This is a genomic window from Sphingomonas hengshuiensis (genome assembly GCF_000935025.1).
Taxonomy (GTDB): domain Bacteria; phylum Pseudomonadota; class Alphaproteobacteria; order Sphingomonadales; family Sphingomonadaceae; genus Sphingomonas; species Sphingomonas hengshuiensis.
This window is the reverse complement of record NZ_CP010836.1, coordinates 979,481-1,004,224: the sequence shown is the minus strand read 5'-3', so window position 1 is coordinate 1,004,224 and position 24,744 is coordinate 979,481. Positions and strand designations below refer to the sequence as shown.

Here is a 24,744-nt window from a genome sequence, read left to right as displayed (position 1 = left end):
TGCCGCGAAATGCGCCTCAGCGCATTTCCAAACGGCCTCTAAGGTTCAGTGCAGCACGGCGAACGCCTTCAGGATTCCGCCGGATAGTCCTTGTAGAAATCATTGCGCCAATGAAAGTTGGTGAAGGTGATGGATACCGAAAAATCGAGCGATTGCACCTGGTGCCACCAGCCAATGGGAATGAACAGTGCGTCGCCCGGCATCAGCGTCACGTCGTGAAAGCGCACGCCGCGCAAACTGGCGAACTCGACAAGATCAAGGTTGGGATCGGTCACGTCCCGAACCCTGCTGAAAACGTGGGTGTCGTTGTAAAGTTTGGGAATCTCCGTCGCGGCGGCGAGGATGACGCGCTTGCGTCCCAGCACCTGGACCAACAGGTTATTGGTCAGATCGTGATGGAGCGCCGTGAAGGTTCCTTGCGGGCCGATCCACAGCATGCCGCCTGGATTCTCGACGCTCTCCGCCAGAAACTTGTCCAGCCGGCCGATATCGGCATGCAGCGGGGATAGGGCAGCGGCGTTGCTCGCCGAGTTGTAGGCAGTGATATAGGCATCGTTGCCCGGATCCGCCTCGATCGCCTCGATGAAGCGGCCGAACGGCATCTGCCGCTTGTGATCGTCCTTATAGCGCTCGAAATCGCCGCTCGCCGACCGCCCGCCTTGATACTCGATCGGTGCATCGCCGATCTGGTTGCGCAAATATGCCGCGCTCCATAGCCGCCGCGCCGGCCAATCCTCGATTTCACCGGAAATCACGACAGGCCGTCCGGGCGCATAATAAGCGTCGAGAAAATTCTCGCCGGTCAGATTTGCACGACGGGCGATCCCGCTTGCCGCGGCGGATAGCGCGCGTTGTTGCTCAAGCGTATCGAGCAGCCACGCATATTTGGCGCACGGACCCTCTGTTTCGGAACCCGCCGCCGCGGCGGGAGGCGGACTTTCGCGCACCGGCGGACGCATCGCCTCCACCGCCCCCCCGGTAAGTTCGGGATGCGCGAAGGCGCGGGGCTGAAGCTTGGTCCCATGGTCTGTGATCGGACAAATACCGTCGGGATTGTGCCCGCGAAAATAGAATTTCTGCCACCGATCGGCGGGTCGCTGGGGTGGGTTCGCCAGCACCTCGGCGTGAAATGCGTCGCGCGCCGTCGACCATTGCTCGAACCTCGCCTTGAGTTCGGGGTCGTCTTCGATCGCGACGAACGATGGCATGACGCTCTCGACCAGCCCGCGCTGCACCGGGAAAACATGCGCGATCGGCTCGTTCTCCTCAAACCGTACCCGCTGATGCGGGCGCGTCAGCCGCCAGTTCATCGTGAAGCTATAGGGCGACCAATCGGTCTCGATGATCGCGGTCAAGGGCGCGGCGCCATCCTTGAAGACGTTCGGCGGCCCCGACACATACAGGTTCCAGCCCGGCGCGGTCCGGAACAGACCTTCGATGTGGAGGGTGACGATCCCCTGGCCGAACAGCGCGACGGGCACCTTGTCGGGCCGCGCGCCGTCATCGACGCACAGCACGACGTCATCCGCGGCATTGCCACCGTTCCAGACCGCTTCAAACCCGCAAGGGCTCAGGATTTCCCAGCCATGGCTGTTGGCGATGCCCAGCGGGAGGCAGCGATACGGGAAGGATTCCGGCGCGTCGTCCATCCAGCCGCGCTGCGCGACGGCGGGGCGGATTCGAGGTTCCCAGCCCGGATACAGGAAGCATGACAATTCCATCGATCTCTCCCTTGTTAGGCCAGCCCTGGGCCTTACGGGCCCGCGTATCGCGAGCGATGCGCCCAGCGCGCGATGCCACGCAGGGTCCGGGCGCCGGCGCACCCTGACAGAGTTGAAGGACCCGGCGCGCATAAATTATGCGAACCCGACACCACCGTAGAGACAAAAATAACGCCTAGATCTTCGTCAATCTGCGCCACTTTTACCTAGGTAGTTTTACGCGGCGCATTATCCCCACATATTGCATTATCATTTTGAATATAGACAGTTATTTTGAATAAATAGCATATTATTCTATTTTAAGAGTCTCTGAAATTAAATCTGGAAATACGCGAGTTTACACCGACATTTTCTCAATTATTCAAGACTATGCAGGTAATATACTCGTTTCCAGTCGTTATAATTTTGTGAAATCATAAGATAACTTTTGTTCTGGAACCTTTGCAATATTAAAGGGTTCCACTCCCGCCTGATGGAAAAAATTTTTCGTATACTCCCGTTATACGCGCAGTTTTTCGAATTATTTGGCGAGTTTCTAAGCCGAAATTCTGGTTACGTGACTGCTTCCCTGCTGCGTGGAGCGGTTCACGGCTGCGTATCTGTCAGCTGGCGAAATGATCATGCTAAAGTCCCGATATCTTGCGCTGGCAGTGTTCCTGCCGATGGTTGCGCATGCCCAGCAGCGACCGAGCGCAGGGACCCAACTCCAGCAGCTCCCCCAGCCGCCGGCGCCGCCCAAATCGCCCCCCATCCTTGACGTCGGGAAGCTAGCGGCCCAGCCCGATTCCGCGCCGGCAGGTCAGTCGGTTCGCGTCACCGCGCTCCACATCACCGGCAACACCGCCTTTGCCGAGACAGACCTGCGCGGCGCGACCGGGTTCGCGGCCGGGACCGACCTCACCTTGCCCGAACTTCGTGGGTTCGCGGCGCGGATCGCCGATTATTATCATCGGCGCGGCTTCATCCTGGCGCAGGCCTATCTGCCGGCGCAGGACGTGCAGGACGGTGCCGTCACGATCGAAATCATCGAAGGGCGCTACGGGTCGATCCAGCTGCGCAACGAGGCCCGGATCGCCGATCGCGTCCCGAATGCCGTGCTGCGCGGCCTTTCGCCCGGCGCGCTGGTCACCAATGCTCCGCTCGAACGGCGGCTGCTGCTGCTTTCCGACATCCCCGGAATTCGTACACGCGCGACGCTGAGCCCCGGGACGGCGGCCGGAACGTCCGACCTGATCGTCGATGTCACGCCGGGACCGCTCATCAGCGGCACGGTAGAGGCCGACAATGGCGGGAGCCGCTACACCGGCATCTATCGCTTCGGCGGATCGATCAACCTCAATAATCCGTTCGGGATCGGCGATCAGCTCGGCGTCCGCCTGCTCGCATCCGATGCCGGACTGGCCTATGGTCGCGCTTTCTACCAGGCGCCGGTCGGCAATTTGACGCTGGGGGTGTCCTATGCCCATCTGCGCTATTCGCTCGGCCGGGAATTCGAAGCGCTCGACGGCACCGGCACCGCCGACATCGTCAGCGCTTATGGTCGTTATCCCGTCATCCGATCGCGACGCGCGAACCTCTACGCACTGGCCGCTATCGATTATAAAGTGCTGCGCGACCGGATAAGGGTCGTGTCGACCGATTCCAACAAGCACATCGGCGAAGTCACGCTGGGCCTGGCTGGTGACTGGCGCGACGATTGGGCCGGTGGCGGATCGACGGTCTATTCGCTCGGCTGGACGATCGGCACCCTCGATATTCGCAGCGCGCCCGAACGCGCGATCGATGCGAGCACGGCCCGCAGCGCGGGCACGTTCAACAAGCTGCAATCCAGCGTCGCGCGTCTGCAATCGGTCGTCGGCCCGTTTTCGCTCTATGCAGCGGCGCGCGCGCAAATCGCCTTCGACAATCTCGACAGCTCGGAAAAGATGGAACTGGGCGGCGCTTACGGCGTCCGCGCCTATCCCGAGGGCGAGGCCTTTGGCGATTCCGGCTATATCGCGACGATCGAGGCACGCCTCCAGCTTGGCGGAGACTCGAACCGGCTGCCCGGCCAGTTCGAGCTGGCCGCCTTCATCGACACCGGCGAGGTACGCTACGCGCAGGACCCCTGGTTCACCGGATCGAACCATGCGCGCCGCAGCGGCTATGGTGCCGGCATCAACTGGGCCGGACCGCAGGGCCTGCTGATCCGCACCAGCTACGCGCGAAAACTGGGCACCGGCCCCGCCACTTCCGCTCCCGACAAGGACGGACGCTTCTGGTTTCAGGTCGTGAAGCAGTTCTGACCACCAACGACAGTGCCCGGGGGCAATCGTCTCCGATTCCGCGTGAAGGATAACAGCATGAACAGCATCGGCCGCTCCAGGCGCGCTCTCTTCGGATCGAGCGCCCTCGTAAGACTCGCCGGCCTGGCGACGATCGGACTCGTCACGCCGATCGCGCTTATGGCGCCGGCCAGGGCCCAGCAGGCCCCGGTCCTCCCCACGGGCGGAGAGGTCGTCGCGGGCGCCGCCACGGTCACGACGGGCGCCGACACCGTGACTGTGCAACAGACCAGCCAGAGCGCGGCGCTCAACTGGCAGAACTTCTCGATCGGCGAGACCGGCAAGGTCGTGTTCGTCCAGCCCAATAGCAGCGCGGTGGCGCTCAATCGCGTGCTCGGTCCCGATGTGTCGAGCATCCTCGGGTCGCTCAGCGCGAACGGCAAGGTGTTCCTGGTCAACCCCAATGGCGTGGTGTTCGGCAAGGGTGCCAGCGTCAATGTCGGCGGTCTTGTCGCGTCGACGCTCGATATTTCGGACGCCGATTTCATGGCGGGAAATTATGCCTTTTCCGGAAGCGGCGGCGTGGTGCGGAACGAGGGCACGATCACCGCCGATGGCGGCTATGTCGCTTTGCTCGGCGCGCGCGTCGACAACCGCGGCGTGATCCGCGCCACGCTGGGCACCGTCGCACTCGCAGCGGGCGAGGCGATCACACTCGACGTGGCGGGCGACGGACTGCTCAACGTGACGATCGACAAGGGCGCGGTCAAAGCGCTCGTCCAGAATGGCGGTCTGCTCCAGGCCGATGGCGGGCAAGTGACACTGACCGCGCAGGCGGCCGGCGACCTGCTCGGCACGGTGGTCAACAACAGCGGGATCATCGAGGCGCGCACGCTGGGTACGCGGGAGGGCAGGATCGTGCTGCTCGGCGACATGCAGAGCGGTACGGTGACGGTCGACGGCACGCTGGACGCCAGCGCCCCCGGGGGCGGCGACGGCGGCTTCATTGAAACGTCGGCGGCAACCGTGACCGTCGCGGCGGATGCCCGGATCACCACCGCTGCCACACTCGGCACGACCGGCACCTGGCTGATCGATCCTGCGGACTTCATCGTCGGTGCGGGCGGCAACATCTCGGGCGCGACGCTGTCGGTGCAGTTGGTGACCAACAACGTCGTGATCAGCACGATTCCGGCGGCGGGCGACACCACCGCCGGCAATGGCGACATCATCATCAACGACGCGATCGCCTGGACCGCATCCGGGACGCCGACCACGCTGACGATGAATGCCTTTCGCGATCTCCTGATCAATGCGCCGATCAGCGCCACCAACGGCAACATCCTGGCCTGCTGCGGTCGCGACGTCATCGTCAACGCGCCGCTGACCACGGTCAATGGCAGCATCTCGCTGAACGCCGGGCAGACGATCCGCGTCTTTCACCCCATCACCACCACCGACGGCAATATCCGGCTGTGCGCAGGCCATGACGTCGAAATCGCCGCGGCGATCACGCTGACCCGCGGCACGGTCATCCCCGCGCAAAGCCTTGGCCTGCCGGTCGGATTGACGCTGATCGCCGGCGCCGACGGCAGCGGACCGGGAACCGCCGGCGGAACGATCCTGTTCGCCGCGGCCGCACCGCCGACGACCGTCACGGTCGCGCCGGTCAACATCTATTACAATCCGCCCTCCTATGCGGCCCCGACCGACTTCTCGACCCATTTCGTGCTGACCGAGGGCGCGACCGTGACGCAGAAGATGCTGCTCTTCCCCAAGGGCGACAAGGTTTTCGACGGCACGAACACCGCCATCCTGTCCGGGTTCAACACCACGGCGGAGTCCGGTCTTCCGGCTGGCGTTACCCTGGTGGCGGGTCCTTCGGCCAGTGCGGAGTTCGACACATCGACTGTCGGCGAAGGCGTGGGGATCACCTATTCCGGATATACGCTTGCTGGTGCCAATGCCGAGCAATACGCGCTCGCCGACTCCTGCTGCACGCCCGGCGCGAGGACGACGGGCAACATCACTGCGGTCCCTACTCCGACGCCAACCCCGACGCCGACGCCGACGCCGACCCCAACTCCGACCCCAACGCCGACCCCGACCCCGACGCCGACCCCAACCCCAACTCCAACTCCAACGCCGACCCCGACCCCGACGCCGACCCCAACCCCAACTCCAACCCCAACTCCGACCCCAACCCCAACTCCAACTCCGACCCCAACCCCAACTCCGACCCCAACCCCAACTCCGACCCCAACCCCAACTCCGACGCCAACTCCAACCCCAACCCCGACCCCAACTCCGACCCCAACCCCGACCCCAACTCCGACCCCAACCCCGACCCCAACTCCGACCCCAACCCCGACCCCAACTCCGACCCCAACCCCGACCCCAACTCCGACCCCAACCCCGACCCCAACTCCGACCCCAACTCCAACTCCGACCCCAACACCGACCCCGACGCCGATACCCCCGCCACCCACGCCGCCGCAGCCTCTCACCGGGCTGCCGCCGGTTGAAGAATTCCCGTCGCCGCCGCCTGGTCTCGTGATTGTCGTCCCCCCGCCCCCGGGTCCGCCATTGACCGTGATCCCGCCGCCCCCGCCGCCTCCGGTCACCCCACCCCTGTACGAGACGCCGCCGGCACCGCCGCCGGTGCCCACGCCGCCGCCTGTTCCGGTCTATCCGCGCAAACCCTCACGGAACTGAGCGATGGGGTCCGTGACGGCCAAAATGCGGGCGCTTTGCGGTCTGCGATGGGGTTGGATGGCAGCGCTTACCTGCGTCCAACCTGCGGTCGCGCAACCGTGGCCGCCCGAGACGCAGGCCGCCCCACGGGCACAGGTCGAGTTTTCCGGGCAAGTCGCGTCGAACGACACACAGCGGCTGGCGAACTGGGTAGCCGCGTCGGGGGACCATCGCGGGCTGCCGTTCGTGATCATCGACAAGGCCGGCGCAATGGTGTTCGTCTTCGATGCGCAGGCCAAGATCCGGGGCGCCGCGCCCGCACTGCTGGGTCTGGCGCGCGCGGATGACGAGGTGGCGGGAATCGGTGCGCGCGCGCTGGCGACGATAAAGCCGGCAGAGCGCACCACGCCGGCGGGCCGGTTCGAAGCGGCGCTTGGCCACGATCTCAAACAGGATCTTCTCTGGATCGACTATGACGCCGCGCTGTCGATGCATCGCGTCATTGCGGGGAAGCCATCGGATCGGCGCCACGCCCGCCTCGCATCGCCGACGCCGCTCGACAATCGGATCAGCTATGGCTGCATCAACGTCCCCGCGCGATTCTACGACAGCGTCATCATGCCCCTTTTCAAGGGAACGGTCGGCATCGTCTATATCCTGCCGGAGACGCGCCCGATCGAGGCGGTGTTCGCGATGGGCGAGCCCCGCGCGCCGGCGGGACGCATCCCGTGAGGATCGCATCCTCGCGGACAGGGCGCGACCGAGCGTTCTCCTCCTAGAGCGCGCGCAGCCCCTTCGCGTCGGACACCTCGATGGCGCCGAACTTGGCCTTCCACGCGCAATAGGTCGCGCTCGACATCCCGTGCCGACGGCACGGATCGGTCACCGCCGCGCCAGCCTCAGCCCCCTTCCGGGTGCGGATACTCTGCTCTTCCGAAAACCGCTCCCGCTTCCTCTGTCCGTCCCTTCTCCGGGGCAGGACTCCGGCGTCAACTGGAGGAAAAGCGGGAGGCACGTCAGACGGGCCCGCCCGTTCCCGCGCCTGATGCCGTGCGGATCGCCGTTGGCATCCCCCGAACGGGGGATCGCAAACTAGCGGAGTGCGGTATGTCGCGCTGTGCAGTGCGTGCGATGATGTGCGCTGTCGAGCGATGGGAGGAAGGGAAATTATGGATCCGATAGTAGACCGCTGCGGCCCCGCATGGCGGGCTGATCGCGACGGAACATGCTAACCGGACGCCCCATCACCCGCGCTTCCGCCGAGCACCTGCCCGCCTTCGCCTGGCGCGCCGATTTTGCAGGCAACTTCCTGCATCTCGATCCGCGCTTCCTCGAATGGCAGGGCGCGCGGATCGAGGACCATCGCGTCAATGCCGATGGCAGCTTCAACTATGTCGATGCGGTGCACCCCGACGACGCCGTCGCTGCGCTGGGCGCCTGGGCCGAGAGCCTGCGCACGGGAAAGCCCTATTTCTCGCAGCAGCGCATGCGTGGCGCCGACGGATCCTATCGCTGGTGCCAATGCGACGGCGTTCCGGTGCGCGATGCCAGCGGCGCGATCACCGACTGGTATGGCACGATCATCGATATCGACGAATTCAAGCGCCTCGAGACCATATTGCGCGAGCGCGAGCACGAGCTCGTTCGGCTGGCGGACACGGTGCCGGTGCTGATCTGGAGCACCACCGCCACCGGTGAGCCCGTGTTCATCAATCGCCGGCTGTCCGAATGGGCCGGGATCGAACTGGCCGATCTCGACGACCCCGACCGGTCGCGGCTTGCAGCGGCAGTCGCGCAGACCGTGCATCCCGAGGACGCAGTTGCGGTGGGCGCGGCGCTGGGCAATGCGTTCGCCACCGGCGCGCCCTTCGCGATGCGCTATCGCCATCGTTGCGCGGATGGCAGCTATCGCTGGGTGGAGGGCAAGGCTGAGCCGCTCTGCGACGATGTGGGGCGGATCGTTCGCTGGTACGGCGTATCACGCGACATCGAGGACGAACTTCGTGATCGCGAGGCGCTACGCACCGCGCGCGAGCGGCTGGCGCGTGCCTCGCAGGCGGCTAACCTGTCAGCGCTTTCGGCGTCGATCGCGCACGAGGTCAGCCAGCCGCTCGCCGCGGTCGTCACCAATGCCCAGGCGTGCCAGCGCTGGCTGGCGGCAGACCCGCCCAATCTCGACCGGGCGCGCCAGATCATCGCCCGTATCGTCCGCGACGGCTTTGCCGGCGCGCAGGTGGTCGATCGGATTCGCGCGCTGTTCTGCCAGACCGGCGAGCAGCGTATACCCGGCCAGCTCAACCATATCGTCGCCGAAGCGCACGCGCTGCTCGACGATGAGATGCGTGCGCATGGGGTGGAGGTGTCGATGTCGCTGGATCCCGACCTCCCGCCCCTTGCCGTCGATCGGGTCCAGATCCAGCAGCTGCTGGTCAATCTGATGCGCAACGGCGCGGAGGCCATGGAGGAAAGCGCGGTCCGCCGCCTGGAGCTCGCGACGCGCCGCACCGACACGCATATGTGCCTCGAGGTCCGCGATTTCGGCAGTGGCTTCGACGACGCCGACGCTGCCTTCGAGCCCTTCGTCACCACCAAGGCGCAGGGCATGGGCATGGGCCTGGCGATCTGCCGCTCGATCGCGCGTGCCCATGGCGGCGACCTCCAGGCCGAGCCAGCGGCGCCGCAGGGTACGCGCATGCTGTTCTCGCTCCCCCTCCCCGCATGAAGGAAGCCGCCATGCCCCATCCGCAACCGCTGGTGCTGATCGTCGACGACGACGGCGCGGTGCGCGCCGCGCTTCAGGAACTACTCGAATCGGTCGGGATCGACGCGGTCAGCTATGCCTCGCCGCGCGAGTTGCTGGCGGCAGACCGCGAGGACCGGCCGGGTTGTTTGATCCTCGACGTCCGGATGCCGGGAGGCAGCGGTCTCGAACTCCAGCATCGGCTGCTGACGGAGCGCGATGCCAAGCCGATCATATTTCTTACCGGATATGGCGACATTCCGATGTCGGTGGATGCTATGAAGGCCGGGGCGGTCGATTTTCTCACCAAGCCGGTGCGGGATCAGACTCTGCTCGACGCGGTATCGGTCGGGATCGCCCGCGACCGCACGCGCCGCGCCGAAATGCGCATCACCGATCGCCTGCTCGAGCGCCACGCATCGCTGACGCCGCGCGAGCGCGAGGTAATGGAGTTGGTCGCGCAGGGCAGGCTCAACAAGCAGGTAGCCTATGATCTTTCGATCAGCGAAGTCACGGTCAAGCTTCATCGCGGCAATGTGATGCGCAAGATGGCGGTGACCACGATCGGGGAATTGATCAGCGCCTGGAGGGAGATCGCCGCGCATCTGCCCGTGGCTTAGGATTTCAGTCCGCTTCGTGCGTGGCAACCGTGCGGGCGGTGCGCCCCCGCCCATATGCGGCCAGAGCAGGTATCGTCAGCACGATCTCGGTGCCCCGTCCGCGGCGCGTGGAGATGCGCAGCGTCCCGCCGGCGCGCACCGCGCGCTCTTCCATGCCGATAAGACCAAAATGCCCGTCGCGTCGCTTCGCAGCCACTTCGTCCGGATCGATGCCGCGACCATCGTCGCGAATTGTCAGGGTCAGCGCGGCGAGGCCATAGGTAACGACCACTTCGACATGCTGTGCCGCAGCGTGGCGATGGGCATTGCGCAGCGCCTCCGCGGCGATCGCAGACGCCTCTCCCGCCGCGCGGCGGGAGAGCGGTCGGGTGGTTCCCTCAACCGTGAGCGTGGTTCGCACGGCGCTGTCCTGCGCCGCGGCTTCAAGCATCTCGCTTATCCGGCGCTCCAGCGGGAGGTCGCTGGTCTCGCTGCGCAGATCGCGCACCTTGTTGCGGCCTTCCACGATCACGGCCTCGGCGCGATCGAGTGCATCGTCGACCGCGCCGCGCAGCGTGTTATCGGCCGGCAACCGATTGGCCACCGCTTGAAAGCGCAGCATGAGCCCCTGAAGACCCTGCAACAAGGTGTCGTGCAGATCGCGCGCGATCCGTTCACGTTCGTTGAGCCGTTCGCGCAGCAGCGCGTCGAAACGCTGGTTCAGGCGGCGAATGCGCAGCGCATAGACCAGCCAGCCGATCGCGAGCGCAGCGACCACGCACAGCAGAATGAACCGGCGCGATTCGATGAAGGTCGGCGGGATGACGATCTCCAGGATTGCGCCCGTCGGGTTCCAGACGCCGTCATCGTTGCTGGCGATAACCTGAAAGCGATAGCGGCCGGGGCCAAGCCCGGTATAGATTGCCTGCCGCCGAGCCCCCGGATCGACCCAGCCGGCATCGACCCCGGCCAGGCGGTAGCGGAACGATACGCGCCGCGGCACGCCGAGGCTGGTCGCGGTGAAATCGATCTGGAGGCTGCGGGTGCCGGCGGGCAAGTCCAGCGACGGCGCCGGGGTTATGGGTCTGCCGTCCACCGCGATTGCCCGTATCAGGACCGGCGGCGGCAGCGCGTTGCGCGCGATGCGGCGTGGGTCGAGCGAATAGATGCCGGTCCGGTTGGCGAACCACAGGCGTCCATCGACGGCCTCGACCAGATCGGTGAAACCGCGGACGCTGCTAAGGCCGATCACTCCGTCATCCTGGTCGAAGATGCGCGGTTTGAACGCGCCCGACCGCCCCTCGATCCGCGCGGACAAGTCGGCGGAGGGCACCCGCACCAGCCCGGCCTGCGATTGCAGCCAGGTCTCGCCCGCCGCGTTCTGCACCAGCCCCGATACGTCGCCGAAGACGCCGTTCTCCCCCGCCGGCACCATCCGGATACGACCGTCGCGCAGAATGCCCAGCCCGCTTTCGCCGCCAATCAGCAATCCGTCGGGACGCTGCAGGATCGCGCCGATAAAGGTGAACGGGTTGCGCTCATACCCGATCAGCGTGCGGAACCGGCGTCCGTCGAACGCCGCGGTATAGCCATAGCCAATATAGGTGATCACGCCGTTGCGGCCCTGCGCCACCATATAGGGAAAGGCATTCGGACGATCGTCGAACGCCATCGCCTGCGGGTTTCGATCGTTCCGATCGTATCGAATAAGGCCGTGCGACGGCATCCCCAGCCACAGCCGCCCGTCGCGATCCTCGAAACACCGCGACGAGGTTGCGAGCGGTCGGTCTGCCGGCGGTATCCGAACGCTTCGGGGGCGCTCGCCGCCGAAAAGACGCACCCCATCGGGCGCCGTGCGGACCCACAACCCCGCGTCCCGCGCCGCGCAGGCGATATCGTCCGGACCCAGGCTTGCGGTCGCCAGCGGCACAGCCTTGCCATCGCCAGCGATTCGGAAAAAGCGGCGATCGACCCGCAGGAATATGGTTTTGCGCCCATCGGCAAAGACCTGGTACGCTCGCGACTCTGTAGGACCGACTGCCCGCAATTGCGTGTCGACCGCGCTGTTATGGACCACGTCCACCGGGTGGAAGCGGTCGATCCCGCGATCGGTGCCTACCCACCAATTGCCCTCGCGGTCCTGGAACGGCGCAGTGGCATAATGGGCATCGCCGGGCGCACTCTCGAAAACCGCCGCCTCACTTGCGGCTCTCGGGGCGCTGCCGGGCAAGGTAAATTTGAAGATCCGGCGTGAAAGGCTTGCCACCCAAGCATCGCCATTCCGCCCGACGCCGATTGCAGGATCCGGCAGGCCCTCTGGGAGAAGCGCGACCGTGCGGCCCGTAGGACGGCCCGCCTCGAACCGGCGGATTTGCTTCCGATCCCCGACCAGGACGCCGGCCCCGCTATCGCGGCTAAGCGCGCAGACCTCGTCCAGCTGGGCGACAAGCGTCGGCGCAAAGGTGACCGGATCAATGCGTATCAGGCGGTGTGTGTCGTCGTTGCGAAGGCAAGCCCAGACCGAGCCGTCGCGCGCGGCAAGCGCCTGGATCGGCTGCCCAAGTTCGGGATAGGTGCGCCTGATCCAGCGTTCGCCGGCATGGCGATACAGGGAGCCCGAACTCACCGCCCAGATTGCGCCGTCGGGCGCTTCAGACAGGCTGTCGGTCCAGCGCCTGGGCGCCTCGCCCGGAGAGGCAGGAAGCACACGGCCGCCTCTGCTGCGGGCGAGGCCGCCAAAGCCATAACCGATCCACAGCTCGCCCCGTCGGGTGTCGAGCAGCGTGCGTACGCCCGAGCCGCCGGTCTTCTCCAGCGCCGGCATCCGCTCGAAACGGACCCCGTCGAAGCGCCACAGGCCCTGGGCGGTCCCGATCCACAGGAAGCCATCGGTCGTCTGGGCGATCGAAGTGACGCTGCTCGGGGCGCCTTCCTCAACGGTGAAGCTGGTGCGCTTATATCCAGGCATCACGGGCAAGCTCGGCGCGGCAGCGGTCAGCGACGCCCATGCGACGATCGCCAGCATCGCCATCCGCGCGTACGAACGCATCCCGCTCCAACCCTCGAATGACCGACGCCGAACGGGATATACGCGCGGCGGACGATCGGCCAGCATCTCGTGCATCGCCGTTGTTTCGATCGCGGCGGCGTGATCGTGACGCGACGCCATGCCTGCCCTCATGCATCGTCCCGATCGCGCGGGAGCAGTCGGATAGTGCGCCGCCCGTATAGCCGGGCGTCCAGCGACAGCGATCCGGGGCCGGTCAAAGCCAAGGCGAGGGCCAGGCTGGCCACCAGCAAAGGACCCGGTGTCCACTCGGCCGACGCAATAATCAGCGCCAGCGCGGCCCAAGCCGAACACCGGGTGCAAAACCCGACCACGATCAGCGCCGCGGCGCCAATGGCAATGCCATGCACCGTCGCGCCATTGCCCCCGCTGGCAGTGCAAAGCAGCAGGAGCAGAGCGACGACGCCCCGCAGAATAAGCAGTCCTTGGCCGGCGCGCCCGGGGGGAAAGGACGAAGGGTCTGAATCCATGCCGATTCATGGTGCCTGGCGCCCCCCTGTCAAACCCCCGAACCTGCTTTCAAACACTCACCCGTTCGGGGGTGTACGATGGTTGCGGCGCCACGCATTATGGCGCGGGCGCGTCCGCGCCGATCGCATCGAATGGGACTGGGAGAATGGTGGCGACGAAGCCGATCCGGATTATGATCGCCGATGATCATCCGATATTGCGAGATGGCGTGGCAGTGTTGCTGGAGAGCCAGCCAGACATGCTCCTCGTCGGCGAAGCGAGTGATGGTGCCGATGCCGTCCGCCGCTATGCCGCGCTGCGTCCGGATGTGACGCTGATGGATCTGCAGATGCCCGGAATGGGCGGGGTGGCCGCAATCCGCGCGATCCGCGAGGACTATCCACGCGCGCGTATCCTGGTGCTTACCACCTATGACGGCGATGCCCAGGCGGCGGAGGCGCTGCGCGCGGGCGCGGCGGGCTTCCTGCTCAAGACCACGCTGCGTCGGGAATTGCTCGACACGATCCGGGTCATCCATGCCGGGCGCCGGCACGTCCCGGCGGCGATCGCCCAGCAAATCGCGCTCCATGCCGGTGACGAGTCGCTGAGCGCGCGCGAGCAGGCGGTGCTGGCGCTCGTAGCCGAGGGTCTCGCCAACAAGGAAGTCGCGTGGGAACTCGGCGTGGCGGAGGACACGATCAAGACGCACCTCAAGAACATCTTTGCCAAGCTGGGCGTATCGGATCGCACCCTCGCGGTGACTACCGCGATGCGCCGCGGTATCCTGAGCGGCGCGGCCTCGCCTAATTAGGGGGCGAGCGCTCCCCGTTGCGGCGGCTCTTGGCCGCGACCGCCTCGATCTCGACCAGGTAACCCGGATTGCCCAATGCAGCGACCTGCACCGTCGTTCGAGCTACCAGATTGGGCTGTTCTGCCGTCCCGAAGAAGCGGAGATAGCCGCGCGTGAACCCCGCCATATCAAGCCGGCCCTGCCGTTCAGGCACGCCGACGAGGAACACGGGCAGCTTCACCACATCGCCGAGACCATAGCCGTGGCGGGCAAGCGTCTGCTCGATCTTGCGGAGCACGATCATGGTCTGGGCCTCGGTATCGCCATATGCTTGCGGCGTGTCGGCGTGCGCGGCTCCGCTGGGCAGCGACGCCACTTCGCCGCTGAGATACAGGGTTTCAGCCGTTGCCGGCACTGTGACCGCTGCCACGATCGGGAGCGTGGCGTGCCGCTCGTGACGTTGGATTTCCTGTGCCTGCGCACTGAAAGCACCGGCGATAAGTACGGGGATCGCCGAAAGAATGGGTCTGCCGAACATCACGAACTCCAAAATCGCGCCGCGCCAGCGATTGCCCTGCCCGACCGATCGCCGGACAGGGCCTTCCGGTGCTATTCAGTTGCGTGCGGGCGCCTTCGCGCTCCGTGCGCCCTTTGCCGCCTGTTCGATGACGTCCGCCACTGCCTTGGGCTGGGTGAGGAACACGACATGGCTTCCCCGCACTTCGGTGGCGATGGCGCCGATGCGACGCGCCGTGCTGCGCAACAATTTTGGGTCGATCGCTCCATCCTCGGTCGCCACCACCGCCCAGCTGGGCTTGGTCTTCCACGCTGCAACCGTGACCCTGGCGCCAAGCGCCGCCATCGCCACCGGCACCTGGCTATCGCGCAGGAAAGCCGCGACCGCGTCGCTGGTGTCGCCCGCGAAGCCTGCCTTGAATTTCTCCTTGCTGAGCGTCGCGAAACCGTCGGCGGTTTCCTCGGGCAGGAAATTGGGCGGGGGCGCGACCTCGGCATATTGGTCGAGCGTGGATTTGCCGACGTCGGGCGCAAAGGCGGCCACATAGACAAGGCCGACCACCTTCTCGTTGCCGCCGGCCTGGGTAATGACACTGCCGCCATAGCTGTGCCCGACGAGAATTGTCGGGCCGTCCTGTCGCGCGAGCACCCGGTTGGTTGCCGCCACGTCGTCCTCGAACGAGGTCAGCGGGTTCTGCACGATGCTGACGCGGTAGCCGCGAGACGTGAGCTCGTCATACACCCCTTTCCACCCCGATCCGTCCGCGAAGGCGCCGTGGACGAGCACGATATTCGTGACGGTCTGCGCCTGCGCGACATTCGGAAGGCTGACTGCAACCGTCGCTACAGCGGCGAGAACGGCGTTTCGAAACTTCATGACGGTTTCCTTCTCTGAAGTACGGAGTCTGTCCGCCGATGCCGGAGTTCCCATCCATTGAACCCGAAGCGGAAGGACGATCGATGGGTCGGACCTCAAAATCGGTGGGTCGCGCGGATCATTTCCGCAGCACGTTCGCCGATGACCGCGCACGGTGCCTGCGTGTTACCCGTCGTGACACGCGGCATGATCGAGCCGTCTACGATGCGCAGACCCTCGACACCATAAACTCTGAGCGAACCATCGACGACGGACATGGCATCGCGCCCCATCTTCGCCGTGCAGGTCTGATGCCAATAAGTCACCGCCGCATCTCGGATATAGTCGGCCATCGCTTCCCCCTTGAGGTCGCCGGGCATCGCTTCGCGTTTCACGAAAGGTCGAAACGCCTGCGCATTGCCCAGCTCGCGGCACAACTCGACACAGCGCGCGGCGGCGCGCACGTCCTCGGGGTCGGACAGCATGTTCGCGTCGATCTCCAGGGGCGCCAGAGCGTCGGAATCACGCAGCAGCAGTCGGCCTCGGCTCTTCGGCTGCGCCAGACCGGCGAACATCGTCCAGCCATGCTCCGGCACGCCCAGCGCGGCGGTACGCTCGCTCGGAACCGGAAACTCGACCTGGCAGAACAGGATGTCCGGAGCATCCAGATCGGGCCGGCTCTTCCAATATAGCGATGCTTCGCTTCCTCCGTTCCGGGGCGCGATCGGTTCGTTATATTCCCAGGTGCAGCCGAACGACACATGGTCCTGAAAATTCTGCCCCACCCCCGGCAGGTGCTGCACGACAGGAATCCCGACGCGGTTGAGTTCGGCCTGGTCGCCAATTCCAGAGTGCATCAATAGCTTCGGAGTCTGAATCGCGCCCAGCGAAAGCACCACTTCCATTCGCGCACCGATCGTCAGGCGTTCGCCACCCCGTTCGAACTCCACCCCCGTCGCGCGTTTGCCGTCCAGGATCACCCGTCGCACCATTGTGTCGGTCAGCACCGTCAGATTGGGTTTGCCCAGGATCGGTTGCACATAGGCACGGAACAGCGAATGGCGGCGGCCGTCGCGAATGAGCAGGTCGGTGATCGCGGCCCCGCCGGGCCCTTCCATCATGCGTCCATTGGGGCTGTCGAAGGTCGGGATGCCAAGCTCCGCGGCGGCGCCCAGCATCGCCTGCGCGACCGGGCTGGGATCAGAGGCCGGCTCGACCCAGACCGGGCCGGAATCGCCGCGATACTGGGTATTCGGCGCACCCTGCCAGTTTTCGATCCGGCGATAGATGCCGAGGACATTCTCATACCCCCATTCATCATCGCCGGCCTCGGCGGCGAAGAAATCCCAGTCGCTGCGATGGCCGCGCGCCCATAGCATCACGTTGACGCTCGATCCGCCGCCCAGCACCTTGCCCATCGGCATGGGGATTGCGCGCCCGTTCAGATGGGGGTTGGTGATCGCCTGAAACGGCCAGACCCGCTCGCTGGCGAGGTTGACCGGCCATTGCCCAGGATCGAGCACGGCCTCGACGTCGTCGCTGCCGCCGGCCTCAATCAGCAGGACCTGGACGTCGGGATTTTCCGCCAGACGTGCGGCGACGACCGAGCCGGATGCGCCGGCGCCGCAGACGATGACGTCATAAGTGGGCTTCAACGCAGCCGCCAGACGCGCCTGGTTGGCATTGGCCCTTTCCTGAAACTCCGCCTGATCCGTTACGCTCGACATCTCTACACTCCTTGGGAGACCGGCGGCCTCGGGACGTGTGGAATCTGACGAGGGCCGCTCCGGCGAACAATCGTGGCGGGAGTGTGGGTTACAGCCCAATAGGTGGAGGAGGACGGGCGTAGATACAGCCCGAAATCCCCGTCACGCTATCCCCAGGTATAGGTTCGGCCCCTGACGCGCGCGCCCGCTTGTCTGGCCAGCACCCTACACCGTTGGCACCGTGCCCCCGTCGATGGTGAATTCGGCGCCATGGATCGCCGCGGCGCGGTCCGATGCCAGAAAGACGATAAGCTCGGCCACTTCCTCAGGCTGCGCCGCGCGACCCAGCGGGATGCCGCCCAGCGCATCGACGATGCTCTGCCGCGCCCTATCCTCGCTGCCGCCGCGATCCGCTTTACCAGCGCGTCCGACGCACTGGTGTAGATCCAGCCGGGGGAAACGACGTTGACCCGCACACCCTTTGGCCCGACCTCTTTCGACAGCGCCTTGCTATAGGTTACCAATGCCGCCTTTGCCGCGGCATAGGCCGTGGTGGAGTCGGGCAGCGGCAGCTTGCGCTGGATCGATCCGGTATGCACCACCACGCCCGATCCGCCGGCCAGCATGTGCGGGATCAGGAGACGATCGAGCCGCACTGCGCTCATCAGGTTGATGTCGAGTTCCTGCTGCCAATGCCGATCCTCGAGCGCCGCAAAGCCACCCCCGGGCGAAGACGAGCCGCCGACGACATGCACCAGGATATCGACGCCGCCGAGCCGATCGATCGCGGCGGCGGCAAAGCTCGACGCGCCCTCCGCCGTGCTCAGATCGGCTGCCACAAACGCTTCGGCTGCCATGAAGTCGGGCGGCCCCGAGCGCGCGGTGGTGATGACGCGCGCACCACCGGCGGCAAAGCGTTGAAAGGTCGCGGCGCCCGCGCCCTTGGTTCCGGCGGTGAGGACCACGCGCTTGCCGCGAAACTCCTCGGGGTCGATCCTAGCCATCATTTGATCTCCAGATCGGTGATGCTGTCGCCGTCGAGGACGAAGCGGAATGTGAGCGTGACCGGGCTGCCGGGGAACGCGCCCGAAACCTCGGCCGTCACCTTGTGGGTCGCCCCGTGCGACAGGATCGCCTGCGGCGTTGCGATCGCCGAGACGGCAATCGTCGACTGCTGGATCCAGGCGCGGATCGCGTCTTTGCCTGCATGCGTCTGGCTTTCGTCGCGTGCGATTGCCGCCGCCGCGAACGGCGCGACCATCGCCTCGAGGTCCAGCGTCGCATTGGCATTGAAATAGCTCTGGAGGGGTGCAGGCAAGATCATGTGCGCTTCCTTTCCGCTGGGGGTTCGTGCCCGTGGGAAATAGCCGCCGCCCGGCGTTGCGATAAGCGGGACAGAAGTGGACGAGACGTCACGCAGGGCGGGATAATCCGCGCCGCAAACTGGACGAAGCCGTCGAGGGGTTGATCTGCACGCCAAAGCCCTGACAAACAGCGTCATGTATCGTGAGGGGTTGAAGGAACTCGCGGCGGTCGTCGCCATCGCAAAGCGCGGCTCGTTCCGCGCCGCCGCGCTCGATCTGGGGATGTCGACGACCGCGCTGAGCAACGCCGTCGGCAGGCTCGAAGCCAATCTCGGCGTCCGTCTGTTCAACCGCACCACGCGGAGCGTATCGCTCACCGAGGCCGGACGGCAATTCGTGGCGCAGGTAAGCCCTGCCCTGCAGGATATCGACGACGCGATGGAGAACGCCCGGTCGCAACAGTCGGTGCCCTCGGGCACGATCCGGATCAACGCATTCCCCACCGCCGCGCGCGCGATCATGGCGCCGCTGGTCGTCGAATTCGTCCGCCGCTATCCGCAGGTGCATGTCGATATCGTCACCGAGGCGCGGCTGGTCGACATCGTCGCCGACGGCTTCGACCTGGGGGTGCGGGAGTTCGATCTCGTGCCCAGCGACATGGTCGCGCTTTCGCTACGCCACCCGCAGCGATTCGCGGTCGTCGGCGCCCCCGCTTATTTCGAGGCGCGGGATCGTCCGAACAACCCCGCCGACCTGTTGCAGCACCCCTGTATCCGCGTGCGCCTGCCCGATGGCGCGCTCTACCGATGGCAGTTTCGCAGGGGCGAGGAGACGGCGCAGGTCGATGTTCGCGGCCCCGTCACCCTCGATGAGGCGAGCATTGCCCGCATGGCCGTGATCGAGGGCCTGGGCCTCGGCTTCTTCATGGATCAGGATGTGCGCGAAGACATCGAGGCCGGTCGCCTGATCCGTGTGCTGGAGGACTGGACGCCGCCCTTCGGCAGCCTGTGCCTCTATTATCCCGGGCGCCGAAACCCTTCCGCCGCGTTCAGGGCCTTTCTGGACCTCGCCCGCGAGCTGAGCGGTGCGTGAGCGGCGCCGCTCCGCTCCACCGGCGAAACAATTCGCGCGCGGCCTATGTCCATGTTCTCCCTGGCGCGCTGAGTTGGCGGGCGCCAGACGCGCTATCGCACGCCCGCCCGGTATCGCTGCGCATCGCACGGTCGACATCACCCGTTTTCGCCCCTGACCCACGGATTGAGCGCGAACAGCAAGCGAGTCTCCCCGGTTGCCGCGATGGGTGGGGAGCGGTGCAGGATCATCGGTTTCTCCGCCCATAGCCGCCCCTTGAACACCCCCACCTCCCCGGCCCGTAGCGCCCGGATATCTTCGTCGGCACCGGCATGGATCCACTGGGTACCCGGACCGACCAGCGGCATCAGGAGCCGGGCGGTCACATTGTCGGTGTGAAAGCGGCGGCAGGCGTCGGTCTCCACGACTTCGAGCCGCAGTTTCAATAGCGTGCAGCCCATGATCGCGCCGAAGTCCGTGCAGAGCGCTACCAGTTCCTCGGTGAGAGCCGCGCCCGCTGCCTCGGCATATCCGGCCGCTGCGACAAGCGCCGGAACGTCGACCGTCAGCGCATCGACCGCAACGATCGCATCGATATCGTCGATGGTGTCCCAATCGATCGCCTGCAAGTCCGTCAATGCGTGCGGCAGCGGGCGCGCCCACACGGCAAGATGCACGTCGGGCTCGACGATTCGGCGCAGTATTTCGGGGCTTTCGCTCGTAACAACACTGTCGTCGCGCACGATCGCAGCCACGGTCATTCCGCCGCCTCCAGTTCCGGCTCCCAGCGCGGGAAGGGATCGCGCAGGCCCATCCACCTCTCGGGCGTCAGCGCCTTTACCGGCAACAGACAGGCGTCGAGACGATGGCGGATATGCGCCTCGTCCATGCCGATGCCGATGAACACCAGTTCCTGCCGGCGATCGCCCCAGACCGAGTCCCAATGCTGCGCCACGAAGCGTTCGAACCGGTCGTCGTTGGGCCAATCGCGCTTCGGGATAGACCCCCACCAGCGCCCCATCCGCGACGTCATCGTCTGCGCCCCGGCGACGGCCAGTTCCCCCACCCAGTCCGGCCGTGTCGCCAGCCAGAAATGCCCCTTGGCGCGCACGACATGGTCGAGCCCGCCATCGGTCAGGAAGGCGTAGAGCTTGGCGGGATCAAACGGTGCCCGCGCCCGATAGACGAAGCTCTCAATGCCATATTCCTCCGTCTCGGGCTGATGGCTGGCATAGCCATAGAGCTCCTTCGCCCAGAGCGGATGCTGCGCGGCCTTCTCCTCGTCGAAAAGCCCGGTATCGAGCATCGCCGCAAGCGGCGCCCTGCCCTGATCGCAGGGAATGATCCGCGCGTCGGCGTTGAGCGAGGCGACCAGCTTCTTGACGATCGCGAGGTGCTCGGGCGACACCGCGCTCGCCTTGTTGATGAGGACGACATCGGCGAATTCGATCTGTTCGACCAGCAGCCCGACCAGGCTGCGCCTATCGTCCTCGCCCAGGCTCTCGCCGCGATCGGCGAGGAAATCCTGGCTCGAATAGTCGGCGAGCAGATTGACCGCGTCGACGACCGTCACCATCGTATCCAGTCGCGCGACGTCGCCGAGGCAATTGCCCGCTTCGTCGCGGAAGGAAAAGGTCGTCGCGACCGGCAGCGGCTCGGAAATGCCGGTGCTTTCGATCACCAGACTGTCGAACCGGCCCGCCTCCGCCAGCGCGCGCACCTCTTTCAGCAAATCGTCGCGCAGCGTGCAGCAGATGCAGCCATTGGTCATCTCGACCAGGCTCTCCTCGCTACGCGCCAGCGCCGCATCGCCGCCGCGAACGAGGTCTGCATCGATATTCACTTCCGACATGTCGTTGACGATGACCGCAACGCGCCGCCCCTCGCGGTTGGCAAGGATGTGATTGAGCGTGGTGGTCTTACCCGCGCCCAGAAAGCCCGAGAGCACGGTCACAGGGAGGCGGCGATCTTCAGCCAGCATAAAGGCTCCTTGACTCAAACGTTATGGTATATCATCTCGCGATAGATGCTCGGATAGCCCCTGTCCAGAGCCCAACGGAGTTCAGATGGCTGTAACTGCAAGAAGACAGGGTCGGCCATGCCGTCAATTGGCGCGCCCTGCGCCATGCGGGGTCGTCTGCGGGAGAGCATGCGCTATGACCCCGCGCTTTCTCCAGACCTGTGACGAAGAACCTCTGGGCCGCGTGCGCGCATGGTTCCATCAGGACCGGGCAACCGGAGCCGCAGCATGAGCAAAGTGTTCGCCGGGCCGCAATCGCTGATCCCGGTATCGGTGCTCACCGGGTTCCTTGGCAGCGGCAAGACCACCCTGCTCAACCATCTGGTCCATGCGCCCGAGATGCGGCGCGCGCTGGTCGTCATCAACGAATTCGGCGCGATCAGCCTCGACCATGACCTCATTGCCCGATCGACCGACGATCTGGTCGTGGAAATGATGGGCGGCTGTCTGTGCTGCACGATCCGCGGCGACCTGCTGCGGACCTTGCGCGACGCGCCCTGGCGTTTCGCGCGCGACGGGACATGCTGGTTCGACCGGGTGGTGATCGAAACCACCGGCCTCGCCGATCCCGCGCCGATCCTGCACACGCTGATGACCGACGCGCATCTGGCCACGCTCTACCGGCTCGACGGTGTGATCGCGACGGTCGATGCCGCCACGGGCATGGCGACGCTCGATGCGCAGGAGGAAGCGATCAAGCAGGCGGCGATGGCGGACCGCATCCTGCTTACCAAGACCGATCTCGCTGCCCCGGAGGAGCGGGCCGCGATCGAGCGGCGGCTGCGCGCGATCAATCCCGCCGCGCCGACCCTTCCGGTCCTGCAGGGTGCGGTCGACCCGGCCTCGCTCTTCGATGCCGGTCTTTATGACCCCGCGTCGAAGACCAACGACGTCCGGCGCTGGCTTCAGGCCGAGGCTTATCAAGGCGGGCATGGGCACGGGCACGGGCATGACCATGGTCACACCCATCCACACCATCATGACGTGAACCGGCACGATGACCATATCCACGCGACCTGCCTGACCTTCGACGAACCGCTCGACGCCGACGGGTTCGAGCGCTGGCTCGACATTCTCACTCTGTTCAAGGGCCCGGACATCCTGCGCGTGAAGGGGATCGTCAATCTCGCCGGCCAACCGAAGCCCGTCGTCATTCACGGGGTGCAACATATATTCCACCCGCCGGTGCTGCTCGACGCCTGGCCTTCCGAGGATCGGCGCACCCGGCTGGTCTTCATCACTCGCGATATTAGCGCCGAAGAGCTGCGGGAAACGCTGATGCTGTTGACGAGCGGCATCCAGCGCTACGGCCTCGCGGGCTTCGTGGAGGGACTGCTCAACGAAGGTGCGCCAGCCCTGGCGCCGAACCAGGCAGGCGCATGACGATTGTCGCAGCCCGCGATATGGTCGAGCCGGGCGACGCTCAATGCATGCCTACCGCCGATGCCCTCCTTCGCAACCGGGGACTGAAATGACGATCGACTTATCTGCGACGACCAACGGAACGCCAATGAACCGCCGCCGCTTCGGGATCGGCATGGCGGCGGCGCTGGGCGGGCTGGCGGTGGCGGGTTGCGCCCGGCGGACTGGCGCGCTGATCGCAGCGGGTGGCGCAGCCCCCGGCTACGGCCCCATTGTGCCCGACCCGGCGGGTCTGCTCGATCTGCCCGCCGGCTTTTCCTACCGCGTCGTCTCTCAATTCGGCGACGCGATGAGCGACGGCCATGTCGTACCCGACCGCGCCGACGGCATGGGCTGCCTCGCCCTGCCCGGCGGCCGTCACGCGCTGGTGCGCAACCACGAACTGCCGGTAAGCCGGATCGCGGACGGCGCGCTGCGCGGGGCCAAGGCTGACATTGCCGCTTTCGACCGGTTGCCCGACGGTCGCGCACTGCCCGGCGGCACGACGACTATCGTCCTCGACGATGCGAGCGGTCGCGTCCTGTCGCAGCATCTGAGCCTCGCCGGGACGATCCGCAATTGCGCAGGTGGCATCACGCCATGGGGAAGCTGGCTGACCTGCGAAGAGGATGTCACGCGCGCAGGCAAGGGCGTCGGCCAGGATCATGGCTGGGTCTTTGAAGTCCCCGCCGCCGCGCGCGGCCTCGTCGATCCGCAGCCCCTCCGCGCGATGGGGCGGTTCAATCATGAAGCGGCGGCGGTCGATCCGCGCACCGGCATCGTCTATCTGACCGAAGATCGCGACGATGGCCTGCTCTATCGCTATCTGCCCGAACGGCGCGGGCAACTCGCTGCGGGCGGACGGCTCCAGGCCCTGGCGCTGCCCGATCCCGCGCGCACCGACAGCCGCAACTGGACGGGCGCCGACGTGGCCGAAGGCGAATGGCTGGCCGTCCGCTGGGTCGATCTCGACGGCACCGACGCGCCCGACGACGATCTGCGCCTGCGCGGCCATCGCGCCGGCGCGCTGCGCTTCGCGCGGGGCGAAGGCATCCATTGGGGCGATGGCGAGCTGTTCTTCTGCTGCACCTCGGGCGGCGCGGCGAAGCTGGGTCAGATCATGCGGCTGCGACCGGGCAAGCCGGACGGCGGGCGCGCAACCGACCGCCTCCAGCTCTTCGTCGAATCGCACGGCAAGGCGATGCTCGACTTCGGCGATAATCTGACCGTCGCCCCGACCGGCCATCTGGTCGTCTGCGAGGACCAATATACCGAGGTCGTCGCCAACCGCCTGATCGGCGTGACGCCGGCGGGTGCCACCTATGTGCTGGGCGCCCTCACCGCGCAGACCGAGCTTGCCGGCGCCTGCTTCTCGCCCGATGGCGGCACCCTCTATGTCAACGCCTATAGTCCTGCCAAGACGCTGGCGATCACCGGCCCTTGGCGAAAAGTGTTGTGATGGAAAGGTCGATGCTGCGCGCCTCACCTTTGGCCACCCGGCCATCACGCTCAATCCATCCCTGCAATCGCCAGCCGCTCCAGCAT

The 24,744-nt window shown here is 65.9% G+C and carries 20 protein-coding genes; 9 read left to right on the top strand and 11 right to left on the bottom strand.

The genetic code is table 11. From position 1 onward, the window contains the following. Positions 1-68: 68 nt before the first annotated feature. A complete protein-coding gene (locus TS85_RS23985; RefSeq protein ID WP_155006299.1) occupies positions 69-1,721 on the bottom strand; it encodes a DUF6065 family protein in 1,653 nt (550 codons plus the stop codon). A gap of 620 nt (positions 1,722-2,341) precedes the next feature. Here TS85_RS23985 and TS85_RS04435 point away from each other — a divergent pair. Genes TS85_RS04435 through TS85_RS04425 form a run of 3 tightly spaced genes read left to right on the top strand, consistent with a single transcriptional unit; the run spans position 2,342 to position 7,411 of the window. Beyond that, positions 2,342-4,006 (top strand): ShlB/FhaC/HecB family hemolysin secretion/activation protein, encoded by a 1,665-nt coding sequence (locus TS85_RS04435; protein WP_044335839.1) that lies wholly within the window; start codon positions 2,342-2,344, stop codon positions 4,004-4,006. Between the two features lie 57 nt (positions 4,007-4,063). Then, positions 4,064-6,700 (top strand): two-partner secretion domain-containing protein, encoded by a 2,637-nt coding sequence (locus tag TS85_RS26320; RefSeq protein ID WP_052507741.1) that lies wholly within the window; start codon positions 4,064-4,066, stop codon positions 6,698-6,700. Between the two features lie 57 nt (positions 6,701-6,757). Beyond that, positions 6,758-7,411 carry a hypothetical protein gene (locus TS85_RS04425; RefSeq protein WP_052507740.1) on the top strand — a complete coding sequence of 218 codons (654 nt, stop codon included), beginning with the start codon at positions 6,758-6,760 and terminating at the stop codon, positions 7,409-7,411. A 43-nt stretch (positions 7,412-7,454) separates the two neighbouring features. Here the strand turns inward: TS85_RS04425 and TS85_RS25750 are convergent, their stop codons facing one another. After that, positions 7,455-7,694 carry a transposase gene (locus TS85_RS25750; protein WP_162184697.1) on the bottom strand — a complete coding sequence of 80 codons (240 nt, stop codon included), beginning with the start codon at positions 7,692-7,694 and terminating at the stop codon, positions 7,455-7,457. 210 nt (positions 7,695-7,904) lie between these two features. Between TS85_RS25750 and TS85_RS04415 the strand changes: the two genes are divergently transcribed. Together TS85_RS04415 and TS85_RS04410 are read left to right on the top strand one after the other, a co-directional pair. Then, complete coding sequence (locus TS85_RS04415) at positions 7,905-9,401, top strand: PAS domain-containing sensor histidine kinase (RefSeq protein WP_044330650.1); 1,497 nt, start codon at positions 7,905-7,907, stop codon at positions 9,399-9,401. Positions 9,402-9,412: 11 nt separating this feature from the next. Beyond that, entirely contained in the window at positions 9,413-10,039 is a 627-nt protein-coding gene (locus TS85_RS04410) for a response regulator transcription factor (RefSeq protein WP_052508099.1), read from the top strand. A 4-nt stretch (positions 10,040-10,043) separates the two neighbouring features. Here the strand turns inward: TS85_RS04410 and TS85_RS04405 are convergent, their stop codons facing one another. After that, positions 10,044-13,187 carry a sensor histidine kinase gene (locus TS85_RS04405; protein WP_044330648.1) on the bottom strand — a complete coding sequence of 1,048 codons (3,144 nt, stop codon included), beginning with the start codon at positions 13,185-13,187 and terminating at the stop codon, positions 10,044-10,046. An 8-nt stretch (positions 13,188-13,195) separates the two neighbouring features. Then, positions 13,196-13,555: a hypothetical protein gene (locus TS85_RS25210; protein WP_044330647.1), complete on the bottom strand. Its 360-nt coding sequence runs from the start codon at positions 13,553-13,555 to the stop codon at positions 13,196-13,198. Positions 13,556-13,764: 209 nt separating this feature from the next. On the opposite strand from TS85_RS25210, the gene TS85_RS04395 reads away from it, so the two are divergent. Next, positions 13,765-14,346, top strand: coding sequence for a response regulator transcription factor (locus tag TS85_RS04395; RefSeq protein WP_320407144.1), 582 nt, complete (start codon positions 13,765-13,767; stop codon positions 14,344-14,346). Here the strand turns inward: TS85_RS04395 and TS85_RS04390 are convergent. From TS85_RS04390 to TS85_RS04370, 5 genes are all read right to left on the bottom strand, one after another. Next, a complete protein-coding gene (locus TS85_RS04390) occupies positions 14,339-14,863 on the bottom strand; it encodes a RidA family protein (RefSeq protein WP_044335832.1) in 525 nt (174 codons plus the stop codon). The genes TS85_RS04395 and TS85_RS04390 overlap by 8 nt on opposite strands. 75 nt (positions 14,864-14,938) lie before the next feature. Then, positions 14,939-15,718, bottom strand: a complete 780-nt coding sequence (locus TS85_RS04385) for an alpha/beta fold hydrolase (RefSeq protein ID WP_044330645.1) — start codon at positions 15,716-15,718, stop codon at positions 14,939-14,941. A 95-nt stretch (positions 15,719-15,813) separates the two neighbouring features. Next, complete coding sequence (locus TS85_RS04380; protein ID WP_227698661.1) at positions 15,814-17,523, bottom strand: GMC family oxidoreductase; 1,710 nt, start codon at positions 17,521-17,523, stop codon at positions 15,814-15,816. Between the two features lie 47 nt (positions 17,524-17,570). Next, positions 17,571-18,410 (bottom strand): oxidoreductase, encoded by an 840-nt coding sequence (locus TS85_RS04375; RefSeq protein WP_455430885.1) that lies wholly within the window; start codon positions 18,408-18,410, stop codon positions 17,571-17,573. Beyond that, positions 18,407-18,727 (bottom strand): hypothetical protein, encoded by a 321-nt coding sequence (locus TS85_RS04370; protein WP_044330641.1) that lies wholly within the window; start codon positions 18,725-18,727, stop codon positions 18,407-18,409. Before TS85_RS04370 ends, TS85_RS04375 begins: the two co-directional genes overlap by 4 nt. A 175-nt stretch (positions 18,728-18,902) precedes the next feature. Between TS85_RS04370 and TS85_RS04365 the strand changes: the two genes are divergently transcribed. Beyond that, positions 18,903-19,799: a LysR family transcriptional regulator gene (locus TS85_RS04365; RefSeq protein ID WP_044330639.1), complete on the top strand. Its 897-nt coding sequence runs from the start codon at positions 18,903-18,905 to the stop codon at positions 19,797-19,799. A gap of 137 nt (positions 19,800-19,936) precedes the next feature. Here the strand turns inward: TS85_RS04365 and TS85_RS04360 are convergent, their stop codons facing one another. After that, complete coding sequence (locus TS85_RS04360) at positions 19,937-20,539, bottom strand: DUF1826 domain-containing protein (RefSeq protein WP_052507739.1); 603 nt, start codon at positions 20,537-20,539, stop codon at positions 19,937-19,939. Then, positions 20,536-21,759 (bottom strand): GTP-binding protein, encoded by a 1,224-nt coding sequence (locus TS85_RS04355; protein ID WP_173426215.1) that lies wholly within the window; start codon positions 21,757-21,759, stop codon positions 20,536-20,538. Before TS85_RS04355 ends, TS85_RS04360 begins: the two co-directional genes overlap by 4 nt. A gap of 267 nt (positions 21,760-22,026) precedes the next feature. Here TS85_RS04355 and TS85_RS04350 point away from each other — a divergent pair, with 267 nt between their 5' ends. Together TS85_RS04350 and TS85_RS04345 are read left to right on the top strand one after the other, a co-directional pair. Next, positions 22,027-23,181 carry a CobW family GTP-binding protein gene (locus TS85_RS04350; protein ID WP_044330635.1) on the top strand — a complete coding sequence of 385 codons (1,155 nt, stop codon included), beginning with the start codon at positions 22,027-22,029 and terminating at the stop codon, positions 23,179-23,181. A gap of 127 nt (positions 23,182-23,308) precedes the next feature. Further along, complete coding sequence (locus TS85_RS04345) at positions 23,309-24,658, top strand: alkaline phosphatase PhoX (protein WP_044330633.1); 1,350 nt, start codon at positions 23,309-23,311, stop codon at positions 24,656-24,658. The last annotated feature ends 86 nt before the right edge of the window (positions 24,659-24,744 follow it).